Source organism: Microbacterium oxydans, from assembly GCF_000956405.1.
Lineage (GTDB): Bacteria > Actinomycetota > Actinomycetes > Actinomycetales > Microbacteriaceae > Microbacterium > Microbacterium oxydans_C.
In genome coordinates this window covers 1-21,547 of record NZ_JYIV01000006.1, presented here as the reverse complement: position 1 = coordinate 21,547, position 21,547 = coordinate 1, and the positions used below count along the sequence as shown (strand labels likewise).

22 protein-coding genes are annotated in these 21,547 nt (G+C 67.9%); 13 read left to right on the top strand and 9 right to left on the bottom strand.

What is annotated here, in order from left to right; all coding sequences use genetic code 11:
• Both RN51_RS00325 and RN51_RS00320 read right to left on the bottom strand, forming a co-directional pair.
• The coding region (locus RN51_RS00325; protein ID WP_045262058.1) for a hypothetical protein at positions 1 to 1,255 on the bottom strand (1,255 nt) is incomplete at its 3' end.
• A gap of 92 nt (positions 1,256 to 1,347) precedes the next feature.
• The gene (locus RN51_RS00320; RefSeq protein WP_045262057.1) at positions 1,348 to 1,983 is read right to left on the bottom strand and encodes a PadR family transcriptional regulator; all 636 of its coding nucleotides are present in this window, start codon (positions 1,981 to 1,983) and stop codon (positions 1,348 to 1,350) included.
• 191 nt (positions 1,984 to 2,174) lie between these two features.
• Between RN51_RS00320 and secA the strand changes: the two genes are divergently transcribed.
• Both secA and RN51_RS00310 read left to right on the top strand, forming a co-directional pair.
• Positions 2,175 to 4,976: a preprotein translocase subunit SecA gene (gene secA / locus RN51_RS00315; RefSeq protein ID WP_045262060.1), complete on the top strand. Its 2,802-nt coding sequence runs from the start codon at positions 2,175 to 2,177 to the stop codon at positions 4,974 to 4,976.
• A 65-nt stretch (positions 4,977 to 5,041) separates the two neighbouring features.
• Positions 5,042 to 6,268, top strand: coding sequence for a pyridoxal phosphate-dependent aminotransferase (locus RN51_RS00310; protein ID WP_021199852.1), 1,227 nt, complete (start codon positions 5,042 to 5,044; stop codon positions 6,266 to 6,268).
• Here the strand turns inward: RN51_RS00310 and RN51_RS00305 are convergent.
• Positions 6,192 to 7,424 carry an AAA family ATPase gene (locus RN51_RS00305; protein WP_052674515.1) on the bottom strand — a complete coding sequence of 411 codons (1,233 nt, stop codon included), beginning with the start codon at positions 7,422 to 7,424 and terminating at the stop codon, positions 6,192 to 6,194. The genes RN51_RS00310 and RN51_RS00305 overlap by 77 nt on opposite strands.
• Positions 7,421 to 8,041 (bottom strand): hypothetical protein, encoded by a 621-nt coding sequence (locus tag RN51_RS00300; protein WP_045262056.1) that lies wholly within the window; start codon positions 8,039 to 8,041, stop codon positions 7,421 to 7,423. Before RN51_RS00300 ends, RN51_RS00305 begins: the two co-directional genes overlap by 4 nt.
• Before the next feature lie 97 nt (positions 8,042 to 8,138).
• On the opposite strand from RN51_RS00300, the gene RN51_RS00295 reads away from it, so the two are divergent.
• Positions 8,139 to 8,417, top strand: coding sequence for a helix-turn-helix domain-containing protein (locus RN51_RS00295; RefSeq protein WP_045262055.1), 279 nt, complete (start codon positions 8,139 to 8,141; stop codon positions 8,415 to 8,417).
• On the opposite strand, the gene RN51_RS00290 is transcribed toward RN51_RS00295, so the two are convergent.
• On the bottom strand, positions 8,405 to 9,016 hold the full coding sequence (locus tag RN51_RS00290) for a hypothetical protein (RefSeq protein ID WP_045262054.1): 612 nt from the start codon (positions 9,014 to 9,016) through the stop codon (positions 8,405 to 8,407). The genes RN51_RS00295 and RN51_RS00290 overlap by 13 nt on opposite strands.
• Positions 9,017 to 9,145: 129 nt before the next feature.
• Between RN51_RS00290 and RN51_RS00285 the strand changes: the two genes are divergently transcribed.
• Together RN51_RS00285 and RN51_RS00280 are read left to right on the top strand one after the other, a co-directional pair.
• Positions 9,146 to 9,532 (top strand): Rv3235 family protein, encoded by a 387-nt coding sequence (locus RN51_RS00285; RefSeq protein ID WP_045262053.1) that lies wholly within the window; start codon positions 9,146 to 9,148, stop codon positions 9,530 to 9,532.
• A gap of 24 nt (positions 9,533 to 9,556) precedes the next feature.
• Positions 9,557 to 11,041, top strand: coding sequence for a sensor histidine kinase (locus RN51_RS00280; protein ID WP_045262052.1), 1,485 nt, complete (start codon positions 9,557 to 9,559; stop codon positions 11,039 to 11,041).
• Between the two features lie 64 nt (positions 11,042 to 11,105).
• On the opposite strand, the gene RN51_RS00275 is transcribed toward RN51_RS00280, so the two are convergent.
• Positions 11,106 to 11,354, bottom strand: a complete 249-nt coding sequence (locus RN51_RS00275) for a WhiB family transcriptional regulator (protein ID WP_017203224.1) — start codon at positions 11,352 to 11,354, stop codon at positions 11,106 to 11,108.
• Between the two features lie 218 nt (positions 11,355 to 11,572).
• Between RN51_RS00275 and RN51_RS00270 the strand changes: the two genes are divergently transcribed.
• Positions 11,573 to 11,971: a hypothetical protein gene (locus tag RN51_RS00270; RefSeq protein WP_045262051.1), complete on the top strand. Its 399-nt coding sequence runs from the start codon at positions 11,573 to 11,575 to the stop codon at positions 11,969 to 11,971.
• Positions 11,972 to 12,019: 48 nt separating this feature from the next.
• On the opposite strand, the gene bcp is transcribed toward RN51_RS00270, so the two are convergent.
• Genes bcp through aroA form a run of 3 tightly spaced genes read right to left on the bottom strand, consistent with a single transcriptional unit; the run spans position 12,020 to position 14,892 of the window.
• Entirely contained in the window at positions 12,020 to 12,493 is a 474-nt protein-coding gene (gene bcp / locus RN51_RS00265; RefSeq protein ID WP_045262050.1) for a thioredoxin-dependent thiol peroxidase, read from the bottom strand.
• A 9-nt stretch (positions 12,494 to 12,502) separates the two neighbouring features.
• Positions 12,503 to 13,573, bottom strand: a complete 1,071-nt coding sequence (gene rsgA / locus RN51_RS00260; RefSeq protein ID WP_045262049.1) for a ribosome small subunit-dependent GTPase A — start codon at positions 13,571 to 13,573, stop codon at positions 12,503 to 12,505.
• A 2-nt stretch (positions 13,574 to 13,575) separates the two neighbouring features.
• Entirely contained in the window at positions 13,576 to 14,892 is a 1,317-nt protein-coding gene (gene aroA, locus RN51_RS00255; protein WP_045262048.1) for a 3-phosphoshikimate 1-carboxyvinyltransferase, read from the bottom strand.
• Between the two features lie 70 nt (positions 14,893 to 14,962).
• Between aroA and RN51_RS00250 the strand changes: the two genes are divergently transcribed.
• From RN51_RS00250 to RN51_RS00220, 7 genes are all read left to right on the top strand, one after another.
• Positions 14,963 to 15,625, top strand: a complete 663-nt coding sequence (locus RN51_RS00250; RefSeq protein WP_045262047.1) for a sigma-70 family RNA polymerase sigma factor — start codon at positions 14,963 to 14,965, stop codon at positions 15,623 to 15,625.
• Entirely contained in the window at positions 15,622 to 15,867 is a 246-nt protein-coding gene (locus RN51_RS00245) for a zf-HC2 domain-containing protein (protein WP_045262046.1), read from the top strand. Before RN51_RS00250 ends, RN51_RS00245 begins: the two co-directional genes overlap by 4 nt.
• Before the next feature lie 33 nt (positions 15,868 to 15,900).
• Positions 15,901 to 17,208, top strand: a complete 1,308-nt coding sequence (locus tag RN51_RS00240; RefSeq protein WP_045262045.1) for a GNAT family N-acetyltransferase — start codon at positions 15,901 to 15,903, stop codon at positions 17,206 to 17,208.
• Between the two features lie 197 nt (positions 17,209 to 17,405).
• Complete coding sequence (locus tag RN51_RS00235) at positions 17,406 to 19,070, top strand: ABC transporter substrate-binding protein (RefSeq protein ID WP_045262044.1); 1,665 nt, start codon at positions 17,406 to 17,408, stop codon at positions 19,068 to 19,070.
• A gap of 40 nt (positions 19,071 to 19,110) precedes the next feature.
• Positions 19,111 to 20,115 (top strand): ABC transporter permease, encoded by a 1,005-nt coding sequence (locus RN51_RS00230; RefSeq protein ID WP_045262043.1) that lies wholly within the window; start codon positions 19,111 to 19,113, stop codon positions 20,113 to 20,115.
• Positions 20,108 to 21,100, top strand: a complete 993-nt coding sequence (locus RN51_RS00225) for an ABC transporter permease (protein WP_156149045.1) — start codon at positions 20,108 to 20,110, stop codon at positions 21,098 to 21,100. Before RN51_RS00230 ends, RN51_RS00225 begins: the two co-directional genes overlap by 8 nt.
• A partial coding sequence (locus tag RN51_RS00220; RefSeq protein WP_045262041.1) for an ATP-binding cassette domain-containing protein occupies positions 21,097 to 21,547 on the top strand: 451 nt, incomplete at its 3' end. The genes RN51_RS00225 and RN51_RS00220, both read left to right, overlap by 4 nt.

The following is a 21,547-nucleotide window of genomic DNA, read 5'->3' as shown; positions in this document are numbered from 1 at the left end:
CGCCCCCACCGCGTCGTCCGCCGCCGCCCCAGCCGCCTCCACCGCCCCAGTCCTGGTCCTGCGGCCGGGAGGAGTCGATGTCACGCTGAGCCAGTTGCAGGGCCTCGGATGCCAGATGCGCCACTCGTCGCGCCTGGACGAGCGCTGCCTCCCGCGTGTCCTCTGCCGGCAGCAGGTCGGAGAGATCCACGCGCAACCGCTCCGCCTCCGCGAGCCGGGTGCGGGCGTCAGCGCCGATCCACCCGCGATGGCCCGAGATGAGTCCTCGGGCGACGCCCAGCTGGCGGTCGGCGTCGTCGATCGCGTGCTGCACCTGGGCGAGGCTCGGAAGGGGGTTCTCCGCCCGATGACGCGCTTTGGCGATCGCCTCGTCGAGTGCGGAGTTGGCGTCGCGGAGCTGCGACAGCTCCGCGAACGGGTCGTTCGGCTGCCCGGATGGCGTGAGCGCGGCCAATGCTCTCTGCAGCTCCGCGACGGCCTCGGCGACGGCGGGGACGTTCGGTGCCGTCCGAGCCGCGATGAGGTCGCCGCGGGAGTCGGCCACGACCTCGGCGAGGGTGGATTCCGCGCGCAGCGCCTCGATCTCGAAGTCCTCCACCGCGTCGAGCAGTGCAGACGCACGCCGGGTGGCTTCTGTCGCCGTCTCGAGCGCGACGTTCGCCTCCTCGTTCTGCTTCGCCGCTCGACGGCGCTCCGACACGTCGGCGCTGTGGATCGCGAAGCTGATGAGCTGCTCCGCCTCGGCGGCGCTGGCGGTGATCTGGTGCATGGCGGAATCGGCGTACCGCGCCGACAGGCGGGCGATGGCTTCGCTGGTCTGCGGGATCCGGGCGCTCAGCGCTGCGGCGTCGGCACGCACCTGCGCGATGATCTCGGGTGCGCGACGCACCTTGGCGACGGACTCGGCGAGCACCGAGGTCTTCTCGTCGAGCAGGTCCTGAGCCCAGTCGCAGAGCTGGAGGATGCGCGCGTTGCGGGTACGCAGCTCCTCGTCGGTGTCCGGGATCTCGTCGTGGTTCAGCTGGTGCAGCTGGAAGGCTTCGCGCAGGTGTGTCCGGACAGCGGCGAGTGCCCGGCGCAGATCGGCCGTGAGCGATTCGCCGAGTTCGGCCTCCGCGAAGGCGAGCTCATCGGAGGTGGTGCGGATCCTCTCGTCAGCGCTGACCAGAGCCTGCTCGGCGCGACGTGCGAGATCGGCGTCCTGTGCGGCGAGTTCTTCCTGTTCGCGCTTGCGTCTGCCCCAAAATCCAGCCATGAACCGATCCTAGTTTCCCGGGCGCCTGGAGTGGCTGAGCATCCGCTCGGGGCGAACAGCGAGCCTCTCCGAGCGAGCGGCTCCGACGTCGGTCAGTGCACCGGGATCGCGTCGGCCATCGATGTCTCGTCCCTCGGCGTCTCGCCCTTCGCCGGCCGCCCCCGCTTGGGGCGGTCGACCGTGAGTTCGAGTGTCATCGCATGGCGCGGGTGCGCAGCCAGCCGCTGTGCCGCATGGTCCAGCCAGCGGATCTCGGCCTCCGCCGCGAAGATCATCGAGTCGGTCACGAGCGACCATGCGAGCTCCTCGGGGCTGTCGGCGTCCTGACGTTCCTGTCGCGCCCTCTGCAGTGCCTCCAGCTGTCGGACCGATGCGGACTTCTGGGACAGGATGGCGGCCGCGGGATCGACGCCCGGCAGCGTCGCGGCGACGGCGAGCTTGATCGCGAGCTCGTCCCTGGTGCCCTGGTGGCGTACGACGGGGGAGGAGAGCCAGGCCTCGACCTCCGTGTGTCCGGCGTCCGTGATCTGCCAGTACACGTGACCGCGGTCGTCGGCCTCCCCGCGTGAGACGAGTCCGTCGCGTTCGAGACGCTCGAGGGTGTTGTAGATCTGCCCGACGTTCAGCGGCCAGATCGAGCCGGTGCGTCGATCGAACTCGTGTCGCAGCTGGTATCCGTAGCAGGGGCCCTGCGCGAGGATGGCGAGCAGGCTCTGTCGTACCGACATCGTTCGTCTCCCGTAGCCGTGCGGTGGAATGAGATACCGAGTATATGGTTGCCGCGCGAAGCGAGGATCCGACGCGCGGTGTCGCCATGCAGGCGACGTGCAGGTCACAGGCCGGTAACATGGCGAAGTATGCCTGGCGTCGGGGTTCACCGACGGTCGGCGATTTACCCACTGACAGGGAGATGACATCCGTGGCCAATCCTCTTGAGAAGCTCCTGCGCGCGGGCGAGGGGCGGGTCATCCGCCGCCTGAATCAGGTCGTCAAGGCAGTGGGCGCGCTGGAAGAGGACATCTCCAAGCTCACCGACGATGAGCTGCGCAACGAGACCACCGAACTGCGTGCACGCTTCGAGAAGGGCGAGACGCTCGACCAGCTGATGCCCGAGGCGTTCGCCGCCGTGCGCGAGGCAGCGAAGCGCACGCTCGGTATGCGTGCCTACGACGTGCAGATCATGGGTGGCGCGGCGCTTCACCTCGGGAATATCGCCGAGATGAAGACCGGTGAGGGCAAGACGCTCGTCGCGACGCTGCCCGCATACTTGAACGCGATCGCCGGCAAGGGCGTGCACGTCATCACGGTCAACGACTTCCTGGCCAGCTATCAGGCCGAGCTCATGGGACGCGTGTTCCGCGCACTCGGCATGACCACAGGGATCATCGTCTCCGGGCAGACCCCTGCGGTGCGTCGTGAGCAGTACGCCGCCGACATCACCTACGGCACGAACAACGAGTTCGGCTTCGACTACCTGCGCGACAACATGGCCTGGCGCAAGGAAGACCTCGTCCAGCGCGAGCACTTCTTCGCGATCGTGGACGAGGTCGACTCGATCCTGATCGACGAGGCGCGCACCCCTCTCATCATCTCCGGCCCGTCGTCGGGCGAGGCGAACCGTTGGTTCGCCGAGTTCGCGAAGATCGCTCGCACCCTCGAGGTCGGCGAGGACTACGAGGTCGACGAGAAGAAGCGCACGGTCGGCGTCCTGGAGCCCGGCATCGAGAAGGTCGAGGACTATCTCGGCATCGACAACCTCTACGAGTCGGCCAACACGCCTCTGATCTCCTTCCTGAACAACTCGATCAAGGCACTGGCCCTCTTCAAGAAGGACACCGACTACGTCGTCATGAACGACGAGGTCATGATCGTCGACGAGCACACCGGCCGCATCCTGGTCGGACGCCGCTACAACGAGGGCATCCACCAGGCGATCGAGGCGAAGGAGGGCGTGCCGGTCAAGGCGGAGAACCAGACCCTCGCGACCGTCACGCTGCAGAACTACTTCCGCCTCTACGACAAGCTCGCCGGCATGACCGGTACGGCCGAGACCGAGGCCGCGGAGTTCATGTCCACGTACAAGCTCGGCGTCATCCCGATCCCGACCAACAAGCCGATGATCCGCAAGGACCAGTCCGATCTCGTCTACAAGAACGAGACGGCGAAGTTCGCGCAGGTCGTGGAGGACATCGCCGAGCGGCACGCCGAAGGCCAGCCCGTGCTGGTCGGAACGGTGAGCGTCGAGAAGAGCGAGTACCTGTCTCGACTGCTGGCGAAGAAGGGCATCAAGCACGAGGTCCTCAACGCGAAGAACCACGCGCGAGAGGCCGAGATCGTCGCCCGCGCCGGTCGCCTCGGCGCCGTCACCGTCGCCACGAACATGGCAGGACGAGGAACCGACATCATGCTCGGTGGAAACGCCGAGTTCCTCGCAGTCCAGGAGCTCAAGGGCAAGGGTCTCGACCCAGTGGAGACTCCAGACGAGTACGAGGTCGCGTGGGACGAGACCTATGAAGCGATGAAGGCCGTCGTCGCGGAAGAGGCCGAGAAGGTCATCGAGGCCGGCGGTCTCTACGTTCTCGGCACCGAGCGTCATGAGTCCCGTCGCATCGACAACCAGCTCCGCGGTCGTTCCGGACGCCAGGGCGACCCCGGTGAGAGCCGCTTCTACCTGAGTCTCACCGACGACCTGATGCGTCTGTTCCAGTCGGGCGCGGCCGAGGCGATCCTCGCCAGGACGAACTTCCCCGACGACGTGCCGATCGAGTCCGGGCTCGTCTCGCGTGCGATCCGCAGCGCTCAGTCGCAGGTCGAGTCCCGCAACGCGGAGATGCGCAAGAACGTCCTCAAGTACGACGATGTCCTGAACCGCCAGCGCGAGGCGATCTACGCCGACCGCCGTCAGATCCTCCAGGGCGACGACATCGCCGACCGGGTGCAGCACTTCATCGAGGACGCCATCAGCGGCGTGGTCCGCGACCACACCGGCGAGGGCCACAACGAGAGCTGGGACTTCGACGCGCTCTGGACCGAGCTCAAGACCCTCTACCCCGTGGGGGTGACGATCGACGAGGTCGTCGCCGAGGCTGCCGACCGCAAGGGCGGTATCGACGCCGACGGCCTCACCCGCGAGCTGCTCTCCGACGCCAAGATCGCCTACGAGGCCCGTGAAGAGGCCCTCGGCGAAGCGGCGACGCGTGAGCTGGAGCGTCGCGTCGTGCTGCAGGTGCTCGACCGCCGCTGGCGCGACCACCTCTACGAGATGGACTACCTCAAGGACGGCATCGGCCTGCGTGCGATGGCTCAGCGCGATCCGCTGATCGAGTACCAACGCGAGGGCTACGCGATGTTCCAGTCGATGATGGGACAGATCAAGGAGGAGTCGGTCGGCTACCTGTACAACCTCGAGGTCGAGGTGCGTCGTGCCGGTGACTCCCAGACGGCGGAGGTCGAGGCCAAGGGGCTCGCCACCGACGGGGGCGAGCAGCGTCTCGAGTACTCGGCGGCCAACGATGCGGGCGAGGTCGAGGTCCGCAACGATCGCGGCCAGGTCCAGCAGGCGGCGACGGATCGCGTGCGCCAGGCCGCTGCCCGCGCCCAGGCTCCGCAGAGCGAGCCGGAAGAGGCACCCCGAGGAGCATTCGGTCAGCGCACCGATGCAGAAGCTCCGGCCGCGGGCAACCGCGAGCAGCGTCGGGCACAGAGCAAGAAGAAGAAGTAGGACGTACGGAGAGGAGGGCCAGTCCGCGTGGATTGGCCCTCCTTTCGTCGCTGTAGGCTTGGCCGATGACCCCAACGCGCAACTTCGATCAGTCGTCGAAGCTCAAGAACGTCCTGTACGAGATCCGCGGAAACGCCCTCGTCGAGGCGGCGCGGCTGGAGGCGGAGGGTCACAAGATCCTCAAGCTCAACACCGGCAACCCGGCGATCTTCGGCTTCGACGCCCCTCACCAGATCGTGCGCGACATGCTGGCGGCGCTGCCGACCGCGCATGGATACAGCGACAGCAAGGGCATCATCTCGGCCCGACGCGCCGTGGTGAGCCGGTACGAGGAGATCGAGGGCTTCCCCCGGTTCGACCCCGATGACGTGTACCTCGGAAACGGTGTGTCCGAGCTCATCACCATGACGATGCAGGCGCTGCTGGACGAAGGCGACGAGGTCCTCATCCCGGCACCGGACTACCCGCTCTGGACGGCGATGACCAGTCTCGCCGGAGGCACCCCGGTGCACTACCTCTGCGACGAGGACGACGAGTGGCAGCCCGATCTCGAGGACATCCGCTCGAAGATCACACCGCGGACCAAGGCTCTCGTCATCATCAACCCGAACAACCCCACCGGCGTCGTCTACTCACGCCAGATCCTCGAGGGACTGGTGCAGATCGCCAGGGAGCATCAGCTGCTGTTGCTCTCCGACGAGATCTACGACCGGATCCTGTTCGACGGAGCCGTGCACATCCCCACGGCCACGCTCGCTCCCGACCTGCTGTGCCTGACCTTCAACGGCCTCTCCAAGACCTATCGGGTCGCGGGGTACCGGTCCGGCTGGATGGTCATCACAGGGCCGCAGGATCACGCCAAGGGCTTCCTCGAGGGGATCACGCTCCTGGCATCCACGCGCCTCTGCCCGAACGTGCCAGCGCAGCACGCTGTGCAGGCGGCGCTCTCGGGGGTGCAGTCGATCGAGGCTCTCATCGCGCCGACCGGCCGCCTCCACGAGCAGCGCGACATCGCATGGGAGGGTCTGGAGTCCATCCCCGGGGTCTCGTGCGTCAAGCCCCAGGGGGCGCTGTACGCGTTCCCTCGGCTCGACCCGAACGTGCACGAGATCAGGGACGACGCGCGGCTGGTCTATGATCTGCTGGTCTCGGAGCACATCCTCCTGGTCCAGGGCACCGGTTTCAACTGGGCGACTCCTGACCACCTCCGACTGGTCACTCTCCCCGAACCCCGAGTGCTGAGCGAAGCCGTCGAGCGACTGGGGAACTTCCTCTCGAGCTACCGGCAGTAGTCGTCGTCGCGGTGATCGACGCTGCCAGTCTGCGCACCGCGGCGACGAATGATGAACGGGGCGCGACGTCGGTCATGGGCCTGGCATGGAGGAGCGCCGCGTCCGCCGCGCGCTGATCGGACGGCAGGAAGACGATGTCCGTGATGCCGGCGAACCTCTCCAGGGTGCGCCGCACCTGACCCCGCGCATCGATCCCGAGCGGGCCTGGCCGCACCTGGTTGACCGCGACGATCACGGGCGTGGGGGAGGTGAGGCGGCGCAGCTCGGCATGATCGCGGAGGAACCTGCTGATGCCGAGCGGGTCGGCCGATGCGATCGCCACGATCAGATCCGCCTCCTCCAGAGCCGCCGTGGTCGCCGCGTGACGACGTGGTCCGGCGAGGTCGTACGTGACCTCATCGTCGGCATCGAACGCGTCGGCGACGTCGACGACGGTCTCCTCGATCCACCCGCGACAGGTGCGGAGCGCGGCGGTCAGGCGCGCAGACGACAGTTCGGGCCATCGGCTGGGGCGATTGATCCCCGGGAGGACCTCGACATCACCCCCGCTCGTCGTCACGGTCGTCGCGAGTCTCGTCAGCTCCGCGGAGTCGAGCGCGCCGCGCTCGGCCCTCCGGCAGGCTGCCGCGATACCGGGAGAGTCGTCGCCGAGACCGAGGAGCAGCGCGAGCGAGGGAGCGACGGTGTCAGCGTCGACCAGCGCGGTGGTGCGCCCGGTGCGCGACAGCTCGACCGCCAACTGGATCGACAGCGTCGAGCGCCCCGGCGCGCCGTGCGGTCCCCAGACGGCGATGATGCGAGGGGAGAGTGCGGGCGGCGGCGGTGGCATCGCCTCCGTCTCGGCCGTCAGCGCGGCGGCGATCTCCCATCCCGCGGCGTCGGGCCGCAGAGCCGCGGGCAGGCCCAGACGGCCGAGCAAGCGGCTGTCTTCGGCGCCGAGGGCGAGGATGCGCACGCCGGCTCGATCGCACAGCGCGATCAGCTCTGCATTCAGGACCGCTCGGGTGGCCGGGACGATGACCGCTTCGACGCCGGCCGGAATCGTTGCGAGCGGGGCGGAGGCGACGGTCGCGACGACGTCGATGCCTTCGAGTGCGAGTTCCGCCGCCAGCTCGTCCGCCCGCGGCTGCGGGATCGCCACGACGACGGCCGTCACGATCCCGACCCGACCGGCACGATCGAGAGTGCGGCACCTCCGGTGATCGCCGCGAGCACGTCGGCGACATCGGCACGGTCGATCACGACTTCGAGCCGGGTTCCGGTCTCAGCGAGCACGCCCTCGGGTTCGAGCACCTCTCGCACGATCACGTCTGCGACGAGAATGCGCGGCACATCGTACGAACGCCCGTCGTCCACGGGTGGGGCCTGCCAGATCTCGACCACCGTTCCCGCGGTGACTCCTTCCGGGATTCCCGTGGTGCTCTGGATGACGACCGTCGTCGAGCGGCTGTCCTCGGCGTCGGTCAGCGCCGAGACGGGAACGAGCTCGCCGCCGTCGAGGGTGCGGGTCGCCACGCTGTCCACGGGCAGGTCATCCGGTCCGAGGTATCCGTCGACGGCAGCACCGAGACCCACGTCGACGACCTGGAAGTCGGCAGCCGTCACCGATTGACCCTGAGTGATCGTCCGAGTGGTCTGCAGGAGCGGTACCGAGTCGTCGGAGGCCGAGACGATGAGCCAGACGCCGCCGATCGACAGGGCGACCAGGGCGATGCCGATCAGGAACCGGACGTCGCCCCAGAACGCGCGACGAGGAGGAGAGAGGGAAGCCATGGCGATATCGTCACAGAATCGGCTGGGGTGCTTCGCGAGTTATCCACAACCACGGATCGGGCAGCACCGGCGGGAGCGCCTGGGAGAGAATGAGAACATGGCCGCTACCCCCGTTCGCGCACCGCGCTATCTGGCGCCCGCACAGGTGGCAGAGCTGCTGAGCATCGAGGTCGACGAGGTCATCGCCCTCGTCCAGGAGGGAAGGCTGAGCGGCGCCAGGCTCGGGACGCCCCCTCGCTGGCGCGTCGAGGAGTCCAGCCTGGACGGGTATCTCTCGGAGGAGTCCGAGATCGCCCGGCGGATGGCGCTGTGGCGACAGTCCCAGACAGCGAGCTTCCCGGAGGTCTGGGGCACTTCCGCGGCTCAGAGCACCTGACCGCTCGAAGCCCGTAGCGCGACGAGGGACGCGAACGGGATGATGCGGAACCCCTGAACCGCCCCGGCCGATCGCGCCTCACCCGGATCGTGGACCGCCAGATCCAGGTGGTCGGCGGCCGCGCGATCGATGGTGCCGTGCAGGTCGTCCCCGACGAGGGTGCTGACGCGCACCGGAACCCGTCGACGTGCGAGATCGCGCAGCACGAAGCCGAGAGTCATCCGCTCCCGCAGCGGCACGTCTGCTGCCATCGGTCCGTCCAGGCTCGCGAGGATCATTCCGTGGTCCACCGTGATGCCCGCGACAGCGGGGAGGGGGAGGAGCGACGTGCCGGGGATGGGGGTCCCGTCACCGGTGCCGCGCGTTCTGACGGCGATCCAGTCCGCTCCGAGGGTCTGCAGTGAGACGGGCATCCGTCGGCCTCCCACGAGATCGATCGTGGCATCGGCGCTGCCGCCGCACAGTGCCCGCAGCCGATGCCGCAGATCCAAGCGCGCGATGCGCAGCCGTTCCGACTCGGCGTCGAGCACCGCCCGCTCCGCCTCCCATTCCGAGGCGAGCTGGCCCTCGAGGTCTTCGAACAGTCGGTCCCAGTGCATCCGACAGAGCGTAGGCGACCCCGATGCGGCGTGTACGAGTTATCCACATTCTTCCTCGATCCCGGCCCGCCGAGAGGCACGCGCTGCTGTACTGACTCACTCGCAGACCTCCCCGATCGAGAGTTCGACATGATGCCGCACGAGTACTTCGCACCCCAGCCGACGTCGACGAGCGAGCTTCCCGATCCCGTGCCGCTCCTGCGCAGCCTCACCCACGGCGTCCTCGAGGTCCTCGCCGGAGTCAGGGAGGTCGACCAGCTCGCCCGATGGCTCAGCGAGGACGCGTTCCGGAGCCTGGTCACGCGAGCGAACCTGTCCGCCAGGGCACGCAGCGCGCGTGGAGTGGTACCTGCGCGGCCGACGTTCGAGATCAGGGCGTTGCGCGTCACGGAACCACTCGACGGCGTGATCGAGGCGGTCGTCGTGGTGGCGGGGCCCGGCCGCACCCGCGCGGTCGCCGTCCGGCTGGAGGGGATCGATCGTCGTTGGCGCGCGACGTCGCTGGCGATTCTCTGAGGCATCTGACCGTAGGCTGGTCAGGTGTCAACCCTCAGTGATCTCGCCCATGCCCAGGGGCGCCTGAACGACAGCGATGTCGAATGGCTCCACCGACTCGCCGGCGACGGTCAGCTTCTCGCCGACCTCGCCTCGGCCGACATCGTGATCTGGATCCAGACCGAGGACGGATCGTTCATCGCCGTCGCGCATGCGAGACCCAGCGGTGCGGCCACGCTCTTCTATCGCGACATCGTCGGGGAGCGGGTGCGCCCGCAGTGGCGCACTCAGGTGCAGGGGGCCTTCGATTCCGCTGAGATCATCGATTCCTCGTCCCCCGACTGGTTCGAAGAGACGCCGACGAGGGTGCGAGCCGTGCCGATCGTCAGCGTGAAGCGGGGAGCGGACGCCCATCCCACCGCGATCGGTGTGGTCACCCGTCACACGAACCTCGGAGAGGTGCGCACGCCCTCTCGGCAGCAGATCACGTTCGACGAATGCGCGAACGATCTGTTCCGTATGATCGCCGACGGCAGCTTCCCCGATCTGACGGCCCCCACGTCGCCGCGCCGAGGAGCTCCTCGTGCCTCCGACGGTCTCATCCGCATCGACGTCGACGGGATCACCACCTTCGCCAGCCCGAACGCGCTCTCCGCATTCAACAGGATGGGCTTCGACGACGAGCTCGAGGGGGAATCGCTGGCCGAGGTCACCACTCGACTCGTCCCGCCGTCCCGGCAGGTCGATGAGTCGCTGCCCGTCGTCGTCACGGGGCGTGCTCCGTGGCGAACCGACATCGAGGCGCGGGGCGTCACAGTGTCGCTGCGTGCCATTCCCCTCAAGGACCATGGCACCCGCATCGGTGCGATCGTGCTGTGCCGTGACGTCTCGGAGCTCCGCCATCAGGAGCAGGAGCTCATCACGAAGGACGCGACGATCCGCGAGATCCACCACCGGGTCAAGAACAATCTGCAGACGGTGGCCTCGCTCCTGCGCATCCAGGCCCGCCGCACGCACTCCGACGAGGCCCGTGACGCCCTGACGCAGGCCATGCGCCGTGTGGACGCGATCGCCGTGGTGCACGACACTCTCGCGCAGGGCCTCACTCAGAAGGTCGACTTCGACGAGGTCTTCCACCGCGTGCTCAAGCTCGTCGCCGAGGTGGCCTCTGCGCCGAACACGCGTGCACGGACGCAGTCGACCGGACGGTTCGGTGTCCTGCCGAGCGAGTATGCGACGCCGCTCGCGCTCGCACTCACGGAGGTCGTCACCAACGCGGTCGAGCACGGGCTCGCGGGCCAGGAGGGCGTCGTGACGATCGACGCCAAGCGCACGGAGGACAACCTCCGCGTCACGGTGCGTGACACCGGTCTCGGTCTGCCGGAGGGGCGGATCGGTCAGGGGCTCGGCACGCAGATCATCCGCACCCTGATCCAGGGCGAACTCGGCGGCACCATCGAGTGGCACGGCAGCGACGGCGAGGGCACCGAGGTGGTCATCGACATCCCGCTGCGCTGGCTGGAACGCTGAGCGCAGCAGAGGCCGGACAGACGGAAGCGGCCTGAGAGTCGATCTCAGGCCGCTTCCGGGGGGTTCAGGAGGCGCGGCGTGCGCGGGCGGCGCGACGCTTCAGAGCGCGGCGCTCGTCCTCGGAGAGGCCGCCCCAGACGCCGGAGTCCTGGCTGGTCTCCAGGGCGTACTGCAAGCAGATCTCGGTGACCGTGCAGGTGGCGCAGACGGTCTTCGCCTTCTCGATCTGATCGACCGCCGGGCCGGTGTTCCCCACGGGGAAGAAAAGCTCGGGGTCGACAGTCAGGCAGGCGGCCTTATCGCGCCAGTCCATGGGGGCTCCTCGGTGTGGATTTCATGAGATGTCGCGATGCGACCTCTCGGATTCGGGTAGTAGTTCGGGTTCCGCTACCCTGTTGAGATGCGGACGGAATGTCCGCGAATTGTGATGCGAGCATGAATGCTCGCCCCACGCCGCTGTGGGAGCACATGACTTTCTCTATTCTGTTACATGAAAACCGTGAAATCAAGGGTTTTCTCCTCATTCGATCCATGGGAGACACCGTGCGCGCACCCGGAATCGCCCTCGCGGCAGCAGCCGTCCTCGCTCTCGAGGCAGTGGCGCTCCTGGTCTTCGCGGTGATCGAACTCGCGGGTCTCGGCGCCGGGGACGCGGCCTCTCTCCCGACCGCCCTCGCGCTCATCGTGCTCACGCTGATCGGTGCCGCAGCTCTCGTCGCCTTCGCGGTGGGCACGCGCTCCGGGAAGTCCTGGGCGCGCTCAGGGGGAGTGGTCTTCCAGGTGCTCGCGGTGGCGCTCGCGCTGGCCTCTCTCACCCTGCAGCCGATCTCGTGGCCGTTCACCCTCGGAGTGGGGCTCCCTGGACTCATCGGCTTCGCGCTGCTGATCTCGAGCGCTCGTCGCGAGGGGCCGCAGCGCGCGGCCGAGTGACCTCCGGAGCTCGGGGTTCCGAAGGCCCCGGGGGCTCGACGAGGCAGGTCAGGCGTCGATACCGAGCTGCTTGCGCAGTCGCGCGACGTGGCCGGTGGCCTTGACGTTGTACTGCGCGAGCACGATCGTGCCGTCCTCGTCGAGGACGAAGGTCGAGCGGATGACGCCTTCGACGAGCTTGCCGTAGTTCATCTTCTCGCCCCATGCCCCGTACGCGGTGTGGACCGCGTGATCGGGGTCGCTGAGGAGCGGGAAGGTGAGGGCGTCGCGCTCGCGGAACTTCGTCAGGGTCGCGGGGTCGTCGCGGGAGACGCCGATCACACGGTAGCCGGCACCCTGCAGGGACGAGATGCTGTCGCGGAAGTCGCAGGCCTCGGTCGTGCATCCGGGGGTCATCGCCGCCGGGTAGAAGTACAGCACGGTCTTCTGACCGCGCAGGTCCTCGAGGCGGACGGTGTTCCCGTCCTGATCGAGGAGCGAGAAATCGGGGGCGGCGGTTCCTGGTTCGAGGCGCTGGGTCACGCCTCAAGCCTAACGCCCTGGCGTCTGCTCCGCCTTGTCCGCGAAGGTCTGCAGCAGCCGTTGCAGGGAGTCGAGCCGCGCACGGCCGGTCTCGCCCAATTCGCCTCGTTCCGCCGCCTCGATGAGGGCGCAGTCCGGCGCATCGGCGAGGTGGGTGCAGCCTCGAGGGCAGTCCTCGGCGATCGTCGCGAGCTCGGTGAACGCCGCGAGGATGTTGGCCGGATCCACATGGCCGAGGCCGAACGAGCGCACCCCGGGTGTATCGATCACCCAGCCGGTGCCACCTGCTCCCTGGTAGCGCAGGGAGACGGTCGACGACGACGTGTGGCGTCCACGTCCGGTGACCTGATTCACATGTCCCGTGGCGCGCAGAGCCGTCGGGACGAGCGCGTTGACGAGGGTCGACTTGCCGACTCCGGAGTGCCCGACGAAAACCGTGGAGTGGCCGACGAGAGCTTCGCCGATCTCCTCGACGGGCATCTCGTTCTGCGCGCTCGTGAACACCCGCAGGTCCAGGCCCTCGAAGTGTGTGAGGAACTCCGTGGGGTCGGCGATGTCGGTCTTCGTGACGACGAGAAGCGGACGGATGCCAGCATCGAGTGCGGCCACGAGATAGCGGTCGACCAGGCGTGCGCGGGGTTCTGGGTCGGCGGCCGCGACGACGACGAGCATCTGGTCCGCGTTCGCGACGATCACCCGCTCGACCTGGTCCGTGTCATCCGCACTGCGCCGGAGAAGCGAGGTCCGGTCCACGATGCCGACGATGCGGGCAAGGGTGCCCTCGTCGCCCGAGGTGTCGCCGACGACCCGGGCTTGATCGCCCGTCACGATGGGCGTCCGGCGCAGTTCGCGCGCACGCGTGGTGGTGATCGTGCGCTCCTCTGCTGTGTCCTCACCGAGCAGCACGGAGTAGCGGCCCCGATCCACGCCGAGCACTCGCCCCACCTGAGCGTCCTCGTGCGCGGGGCGTCGTTTCGTGCGCGGCCGATTGGCCTTGGGGTTCGGGCGAGTGCGGATGCTGCTCTCGTCGAAGTCCTCGAAGTCGTCTTCGAGGTCGTCGGCGCCGTCGAGCCAGCTCACCGTCAGCCCCGCAGCATCCGCTCCCAGAGCATCGTGAACTCCGGGAGGGTCTTGGCGGTGGTGCCGATGTCGTCGATCTCGACCTTCGGGACACGGAGGCCGATGAGGGCACCGGTCGTCGCCATCCGATGGTCGTGGTGGGCGGCCCAGCGTCCACCGTGCAGCGGGCGCGGGATGATGCGCAGTCCGTCCGGCAGTTCCTCGGCCTCTCCGCCGAGCTCGCGGAGGTTTCCGATCAGCGCGGCTATCCGATCGGTCTCGTGCAGCCGGATGTGACCGATGCCGCGGATCGTGGTCGGGGAGTCGGCGAACGCCGCGAGGCCGACCAGCGTCGGGGTGAGCTCGCTCGCCGCGGAGAGGTCGAGGTCGAGGCCGCGGATGCCGGAGCCCGCCCGCACCGTGAGCGTGCCGCCGTGTCGACCGACGTGGGCTCCGGCGGCCTGGAGGATCTCGGGCAGCAGCGCGCCCGGCTGGGTGGAGTGCGGAGGCCAACCCGTGATCGACACCGATCCGCCGGTGACGAGGGCGGCGGCCAGGAACGGTGCGGCGTTCGAGAGATCGGGTTCGATCGCGATCTCCTTGGCACGAGGGACGCCCGCTTCGACCAGCCACTCGCCGACGGCTGGGCGCTCGATGCGGATGCCCCGCCGGCTGAGCGCCTCGATGGTCATGTCGATGTGCGGGAGGCTCGGCAGGTGTTCACCCGTGTGGACGAGGTGCAGCCCCACGTCGAAACGTGGAGCGGCGAGCAGGAGGCCGGAGACGAACTGGCTCGAGGCGGAGGCGTCGATCTCGACGCGCCCCCCGCGAATGCGTCCGTGACCGCGGATGGTGAAGGGAAGAGCCCAGGTGCCCTCGTCGTCGATGTCGACCCCGAGGTCGCGCAGCGCGCTGATCAGGCCGCCCATCGGCCGGTGCAGGGCGGTCTCGTGCGCGGTGAGGTGCACGTCGTGCTCGGCGAGCCCTGCCAGCGGAGCGATGAAGCGCATGACGGTGCCCGCCTGCCCGCAGTCGATCGTGGTGCCGCCGTCGAGCTTCGCCGGCGTGACGACCAGGTCGGGGCCGAACTCATGACCGGCGTCCACCTCCTCGATGCCGATGCCGAGGGCACGCAGCGCGTCGACCATCCGCGCGGAGTCATCGGAGTGCAGCGGGGCGATCAGACGGCCGGGGCCGTCGGCGATCGCGGCGATGATCAGCTCACGGTTCGTCAGCGATTTCGAACCGGGGATCGTGAGCTCGGCGTGCAGGGGCACGTCAGTCGAAGGCGCCGTGTAGGCGCCCTGTACGCGGGAGGGGGAATACCTGTTGGCGCTCATCGGTTCTCACCTTAGTGAACACAGGGAGCTTCGTCGGGAAAGACAGGCTCCTCACGGCGAAGGAGAGGGTATGACGGCGACGTTGGAGCGCGAGGTGATCGACCTCGGCGGCCTAGACTGGCCGGTGATGGATGACACCGCAACCGCAGACACCGTCGGCGACCCTCGGCGCGAGTTCGAAGAGCAGGCGCTCCCGTTCATGGACCAGCTGTACGCCGCCGCGATGCGTATGACGCGCAATCCCGCTGATGCCGCCGATCTCGTGCAGGAGACCTTCGTGAAGGCCTACGGGTCCTGGGCGACGTTCTCGCAGGGCACGAACCTCAAGGCGTGGCTCTACCGGATCCTCACGAACACGTATATCAACATCTACCGCAAGCGCCAGCGCGAGCCGTTCCAGGGCACGATCGACGAGCTCGAGGACTGGCAGCTGGGCGGGGCGGAGTCGACCACGGCGTCGCACAGCCGCTCGGCCGAGGCGGAGGCCATCGACCGGATGCCCGCGTCCGTCGTCAAGGACGCGCTGCAGGCCGTGCCGGAGGACTTCCGGCTCGCGGTGTATCTCGCGGATGTCGAGGGCTTCGCCTACCAGGAGATCGCCGACATCATGAAGACCCCCATCGGCACCGTCATGAGCCGTCTGCACCGTGGCAGGCGGATGCTGCGGGAGCTGCTGGCAGATTACGCCGCTGAGCGGGGCATCGCCGCGGCCGAGACGAGGAGCAAGAAATGAGTGACTGCGGCTGCGACAAAGCCCGTCAGGATCTGGAGGAGTACCTCCGCAACGAGGTGTGCAAGACCGAGCACACCGAGATCCGCGAGCATCTCGAGAACTGCCCGTCCTGCCGGGATGAGGCGCTCGTCGCCACCACCCTCACCGAGGTTGTCGCGCGAGCCTGCAAGGAGACCGCGCCCGAGGAGCTGCGAGACCAGGTGTTCGCTCGCCTGCGGGCCGTGCAGGCGGTGCAGCACTGACTTCGCGTCGCACGCCCTCGGTAGTGTGGATGGATGACCTCCATCGATGCGAGAGACGTACCCGCTGACACCACTTCGAGGGATCGACTGGCCGGAGCCGGTCTCGACTATCGCGTCGCCGCTCTGAGCGAGGACGCGAGCGCCTCCGCCTTCGAGCGCGCGGTCGATCGCGGGTTCCTCGGTCCCGAGCCGAGCGCCGAGATGATCGCGCAGGCACGCAAGACGTTCGCCGAGCGGCGGAACGTCGGGGTGTACGAGCGGGGCGCCACCGATACCGACCTGCCCGTCGCGACGATCAACAGCTGGGTGACCCCGCTGACTGTCCCGGGCGGCGGCGAGATCGACATGTGGGCCATCAGCGCGGTCACCGTCTCCGCGACGCACCGTCGCCGCGGGATCGCCAGAGCGCTTCTCGAGGGAGACCTGCGGGCGGCGGCAGCTTCCGGTGTACCCATCGCGGGTCTCACGGTGTCCGAAGCGACGATCTACGGCCGGTACGGCTTCGGCTCCGCTATCCCGGTCGCGCGCCTCACCGTCGACACCCGACGGGCCGGGTGGAGCGGCCCCACACCGCCCGGCACCCTCGAGTACGTCGGTCGGGAGAGCCTGGCTGCCGATCTCAGCACCGTGCACGAACGCGCGCGAGGGAGGGCTGCGGGGCAGATTCCTGGCTGGCAAGGTCGATGGGAGGGCTACGCGGGCGTCGCACCGACCCCGGACCGCGACCAGGCCCGCGGGGTGCGCTATCGCGACGAAGACGGCGTGCTGCGTGGCGTCATGGCGTACACCGTCGGCGAGGCCACCGGCACCTTCCGGTTCCGGATGGATGTGCGGCTGCTGGTCGCCGAGACCACGGACGCGCGCACGGCGCTGTGGCGCTTCGCCCTGCAGCACGACCTCGTCGACGAGGTGGTCGCAGACCTCCGCCCGCTCGATGACCCGCTGCCGTGGCTCGTCCACGACACCCGTGGCGTGAAGCAGGAGGTGCACGACCATGGGTGGCTGCGCATCCTCGACGTCCCGGCCGCGCTGACCGCTCGTCACTACTCGGCACCGATCGACACGATCCTCCGGGTGGAAGACGCCCTCGGCTTCGCGAACGGCGACTGGCGCCTTCGCGTGGACGACGCCGGAGTCGCGACGGTCGAGCAGGTGGAGGAGGAGGGGGCAGACGTCGACATCACCCTCGACGTCTCTGCGCTCTCCACTTTGTACGCGGGAGGAGTTCGGGCGGCCTCCCTGCACGGTGCCGGCCGCATCACGGCTGGGGCTGCCGCAGTCGAGGCCCTCGATCGAGCTTTCATCGCGTTCCCGGCGCCGTCCCTCGACATCTGGTACTGATCTCCGCTTCCCGCGGCCGCCCGCTGCGGGAAGGTCGCCGAGACGGCCTCGCGTTCCTGCGCGGGGCCGTCTCTCGCGTGGAGCAAAGAACTAGAAAGGGCTTTACTAGAAAGAGCCTTTACTATAACCTCGCCTCAGAGCGGATGCCCGTCCGCTCTGCTCGACTTCCGCAATGAAGCTCTTGAGACGAGGTTTTCATGCACGACAACCGCTGGAGGAAGTCCCTTCCTCTCGTCGCCGGCGCCGCAGCGCTGGCACTCGCACTGGCCGGCTGTACATCCGACGGCGGCTCGTCGGGCGGTGATCGCCCGCTCCGCATGTGGTCGGGCTCGATGACGCCCATCACGAACAACTTCAACCCGTTCGCCGTCGACACCGCGACGCACATGACGTTCGGTGCCATCTACGAGCCGCTCTTCTTCTTCAACCAACTGTCGGATGATGCACCGGCCGGGATGTTGGGCGACTCCTATGAGTTCAACGAGGACGGAACGGTCCTCACCATCACCATCAAGCCCGACCTCAAGTGGAGCGATGGCGAAGACCTGACGGCCGAAGACGTCGCCTTCAGCCTCGGATACGGCTCCAACCTCGACCCCGACATGGTGTCGGTCGATGCCACCGACGACACCACGGTGGTCGTGACCTACTCGTCCCCGAAGTTCACGGCGACCTCGCTGATCCTCGGCTCCACCTGGATCATCCCGAAGCACATCTGGTCCGAGATCGACGACTACATGACGGAGACGAACCCGAAGCCGGTGGGCTCGGGGCCGTACACGCTCAAGTCGTTCACTGACGCCGCGTACACGCTCGAGGCGAACCCGCTCTTCCGCGACGGCGCACCGGCGATCAAAGAGGTGCAGGACATCGGGATCGACTCCAACCAGTCGTCGGAGGACCTGCTGAAGACGGGAAAGCTCGACTGGGTCGGCCAGTTCATCGCCAATCCCGACGGCGTGACCTCCAACGGGCGCATCAGCGCGATGAACCAGCAGCAGGACCCCACCGTGATCATGACGTGCGCGGACGCGTCGATGGGCTGCACGGGTGCGCAGACCGATCCCGCCGTGCGTCAGGCACTGAACGTCGCGATCGACCGCGGTGCGATCAGCGACAAGGCGTTCGCCGGTCTCTCCGGTGAGGCGTCGCCGAGCTTCGCCCTGCTCCCTCGCGACGAGAAGTGGCTGAGTGATCCATCGTTGGCGGTCAGCCCTCAGGAGCCGGATGCCGCCAGCGCCGAGGGGATCCTCGAAGCGGCCGGCTACACGAAGGGGAGCGACGGGTTCTACGGCAAGGACGGCACGCCCATCGAGCTCGACCTCTTCTCACCCGACGGGTGGACGGACTACAACGATGCGGCCAAGCTCATCAGCGCGCAGGCGGCCAAGGCCGGCATCCGAGTGAACGCACGGACGGTCTCGGAGGCCGAGTACTGGACGCCGATCTCGACCGGCGAGTTCCAGCTCGCGCTCTACGGCATCACGCAGTCGCTGGTGGCCGATCCGTTCTCCAACTACGACCGCTACTTCACGACGACCGCGACGGCGAAGGTCGGTGAGGAGCCGACCAAGGGGCAGAACTACTCCCGTTACACGAACACCACCGTGGACGAGGCGGTGAAGCGAGCGGGAGCCACCCAGGACGAGGCGACCAAGAAGGACGCATACGCGACGGTGCAGACGGAGATCGCCCGTGATCTGCCCTACATCCCCGTCGTGCTCAACGCGTCGCAGTCCTTCTTCAACACGGCGGACTTCACCGGGTGGCCCACCGACGGCGATCTTTACGCGGCACCGCTGCCGTATCTGTCGACAGCGTCGGCTGTGATCCTCACCCACCTCCGTCCTGCCGAGAAGTAGGACCAGCTCCCATGGATCGATCCGTCGAGAGGAGAGGCTCGTGAAGTTCTGGATGCGCCGCATCGCGTTCTACATCATCACGCTGTGGGCCGCGATCTCCCTCAACTTCCTGTTGCCGCGACTGCTCCCTGGCGACCCCGCCGCGATCATGCTGGGCAAGCTCCGGCGCGCGAACGGGGGGAGACCGCTGTCCGAGGAGACCGTCAAGGCGATCACCTCGATCCTCGGGGCGGAGAAGGGATCGACGCTGTGGGATCAATACCTCGCCTACTGGGGTCGGCTGCTGCACGGTGATCTCGGGGTCTCGTCGACCCGATACCCGGCCCCGGTAGGTGAGCTCATCGCTGCGGCGTTGCCGTGGACGGTGACGCTCGTCGGAGCAGCGACCATCATCTCGTTCGTCCTCGGGATCATCGCCGGAGCGTGGGCGGGCTGGTTCCGGGGCACGTGGGTCGATCAGCTTGTGCCGGTCACCACGTTCCTGCAGTCGATCCCCTACTTCTGGCTCGCTCTCGTGCTGGTCGCCGTGTTCTCCGTGCAACTGGGTCTGCTCCCCATCATCGGCGGCTACGACGTGTTCGAGTTTCCTGCGGGGCCCGAATGGACGCCGGCGTTCTTCGCGAGCGCGTTCGTGCACGCCCTGCTCCCGGCGGCGACCATCGTGATCTCCTCGGTCGGGGGCTGGCTGCTCGGGATGAGGAACATGATGGTGCAGACGATGGCGGAGGACTATGTGCTCACCGCCGAGGCGAAGGGACTGCGCCCTTCACGGATCCGCGCCGCGTACGCGGCACGCAACGCCTCCATCCCGAGTCTCGCGGGGTTCGGCATCGCGCTCGGATTCGTCGTCGCCGGTTCCATCGTGACCGAGCAGGTGTTCAGCTACCCCGGACTCGGGAAGCTGATGATCCAGTCCGTGCAAGGACTCGACTACGCCCTGATGCAGGGAGTGTTCCTCGTCATCACCCTGACGGTGCTGGCAGCCAACTTCCTCATCGACCTCCTCTATGGCTTCATCGACCCGAGAGTGCGCCGCGATGGCTGATCTGATCGTCTCCCCGTCCGAGTCCACGCATGCCGTGGCCGTCGCGAGATCGGCGCGTCTGCGCCGCGGTCTCCCGCGGCTCTCGGGCAAGCTCCTCGTCGGCGTGATCACGCTCACGGTGATCGTGCTGTTCGGGCTGATCGGTCCGCTGCTGCTCGGCGATCCGCGGGACGCGAGCTTCGACCCCCTGCTCCCGCCGAGCGCGGAGCACCCCTTCGGCACGACCAAGCTCGGCTTCGATGTGCTCGCACAGGTCGCGACGGGCACGCAGGGGTCGCTGTTCGTGGGTGCGGTGGCCGGCGTGGTCGCGCTGTTCCTCGCCCTGGTGTTCGGCGTTCTGGCCGGCTACTTCGGCGGAGCCCTGGACGAGACGCTGATGCTCGCCACGAACATCATGCTCGTGATCCCCGGGCTGCCCTTGGTGATGGTGATCGCCGCATATGTCCAGCACACCGAGGGACTCGGTGACCTCGCTCGCAGCTCGCTGCTGGTCGCACTCGTGCTTGGCATCACGGGCTGGGCCGGGTCTGCCGTGGTGCTGCGCGGCACCGCCCGATCTCTGCGCACCAGGGACTACGTCGCGGCCTCGGTCGTCGCCGGGGAGCGGCCGTTGCGCGTCATCTTCGTCGAGATCCTGCCGAACCTCGTCCCGCTGCTCGCGGCCCAGCTGATCTTCGGCGTGATCTTCGCGGTTCTCGGCGAGGCCGGGCTCTCGTACCTCGGCCTCGGACCGACCGGATCAATCACCCTCGGCACGGTGCTGAACGATGCGCAGACCGGGCAGGCCGTCGGCAGCGGCGCGTGGTGGTGGTTCGTACCACCCGGCCTGATCATCGCGCTCATCGGAACCGCGTTGTCGCTGATCAACTTCGCCATCGATGAAGTCGTGAATCCGAAGCTGCGCCTGGCGCCGGTCGCCGCACGGCGGCAGCGTCGCGCGCGCCACGCAGGCCGTGGCGTGGGCGGGGAGGGAGTCACGGTATGAGTGAGCCGGTTCTGACGGCGCGGAATGTGTCGATCGAGTATGAGGTGGACCCGCCGGTGAGGGCGGTGCGGGATGTGTCGTTGACGTTGAATCGTGGGGAGATTTTGGGGTTGGCGGGGGAGTCGGGGTGTGGGAAGACGACTCTCGCGTATGGGATGAATCGGTTGTTGAAGGCGCCGGCGTTGATGACGGGTGGGGAGATCGTGTTCCATGACCGGGATGGTCATGACATCGACATCGTGGGTTTGGATGGGGAGGGGTTGCGGGCGTTCCGGTGGGACAAGATCTCGATGGTGTTCCAGGGGGCGATGAACTCTCTCAACCCGGTGATCAGTGTGCGGGCGCAGATCTTCGATATTTTCGACACGCATCGTCCTGGTATGAGCAGGAAGGCGAAGACGGCGCGGGCGGAGGAGTTGCTCACGTTGGTGGGGGTGGATCCGTCGC

Excerpts from the sequence above, each read along its gene's own strand:
- RN51_RS00240 (WP_045262045.1), top strand. The coding sequence starts at position 15,901 with ATGACCTCCATCGATGCGAGAGACGTACCCGCTGACACCACTTCGAGG.
- RN51_RS00245 (WP_045262046.1), top strand. The coding sequence starts at position 15,622 with ATGAGTGACTGCGGCTGCGACAAAGCCCGTCAGGATCTGGAGGAGTAC.
- RN51_RS00275 (WP_017203224.1), bottom strand. The coding sequence starts at position 11,354 with ATGGACTGGCGCGATAAGGCCGCCTGCCTGACTGTCGACCCCGAGCTT.
- RN51_RS00285 (WP_045262053.1), top strand. The coding sequence starts at position 9,146 with ATGATGCCGCACGAGTACTTCGCACCCCAGCCGACGTCGACGAGCGAG.
- aroA (WP_045262048.1), bottom strand. The coding sequence starts at position 14,892 with ATGAGCGCCAACAGGTATTCCCCCTCCCGCGTACAGGGCGCCTACACG.
- RN51_RS00270 (WP_045262051.1), top strand. The coding sequence starts at position 11,573 with ATGGGAGACACCGTGCGCGCACCCGGAATCGCCCTCGCGGCAGCAGCC.
- RN51_RS00250 (WP_045262047.1), top strand. The coding sequence starts at position 14,963 with ATGACGGCGACGTTGGAGCGCGAGGTGATCGACCTCGGCGGCCTAGAC.
- RN51_RS00310 (WP_021199852.1), top strand. The coding sequence starts at position 5,042 with ATGACCCCAACGCGCAACTTCGATCAGTCGTCGAAGCTCAAGAACGTC.
- RN51_RS00295 (WP_045262055.1), top strand. The coding sequence starts at position 8,139 with ATGGCCGCTACCCCCGTTCGCGCACCGCGCTATCTGGCGCCCGCACAG.
- RN51_RS00300 (WP_045262056.1), bottom strand. The coding sequence starts at position 8,041 with ATGGCTTCCCTCTCTCCTCCTCGTCGCGCGTTCTGGGGCGACGTCCGG.
- RN51_RS00225 (WP_156149045.1), top strand. The coding sequence starts at position 20,108 with ATGGCTGATCTGATCGTCTCCCCGTCCGAGTCCACGCATGCCGTGGCC.
- RN51_RS00290 (WP_045262054.1), bottom strand. The coding sequence starts at position 9,016 with ATGCACTGGGACCGACTGTTCGAAGACCTCGAGGGCCAGCTCGCCTCG.
- RN51_RS00235 (WP_045262044.1), top strand. The coding sequence starts at position 17,406 with ATGCACGACAACCGCTGGAGGAAGTCCCTTCCTCTCGTCGCCGGCGCC.
- RN51_RS00320 (WP_045262057.1), bottom strand. The coding sequence starts at position 1,983 with ATGTCGGTACGACAGAGCCTGCTCGCCATCCTCGCGCAGGGCCCCTGC.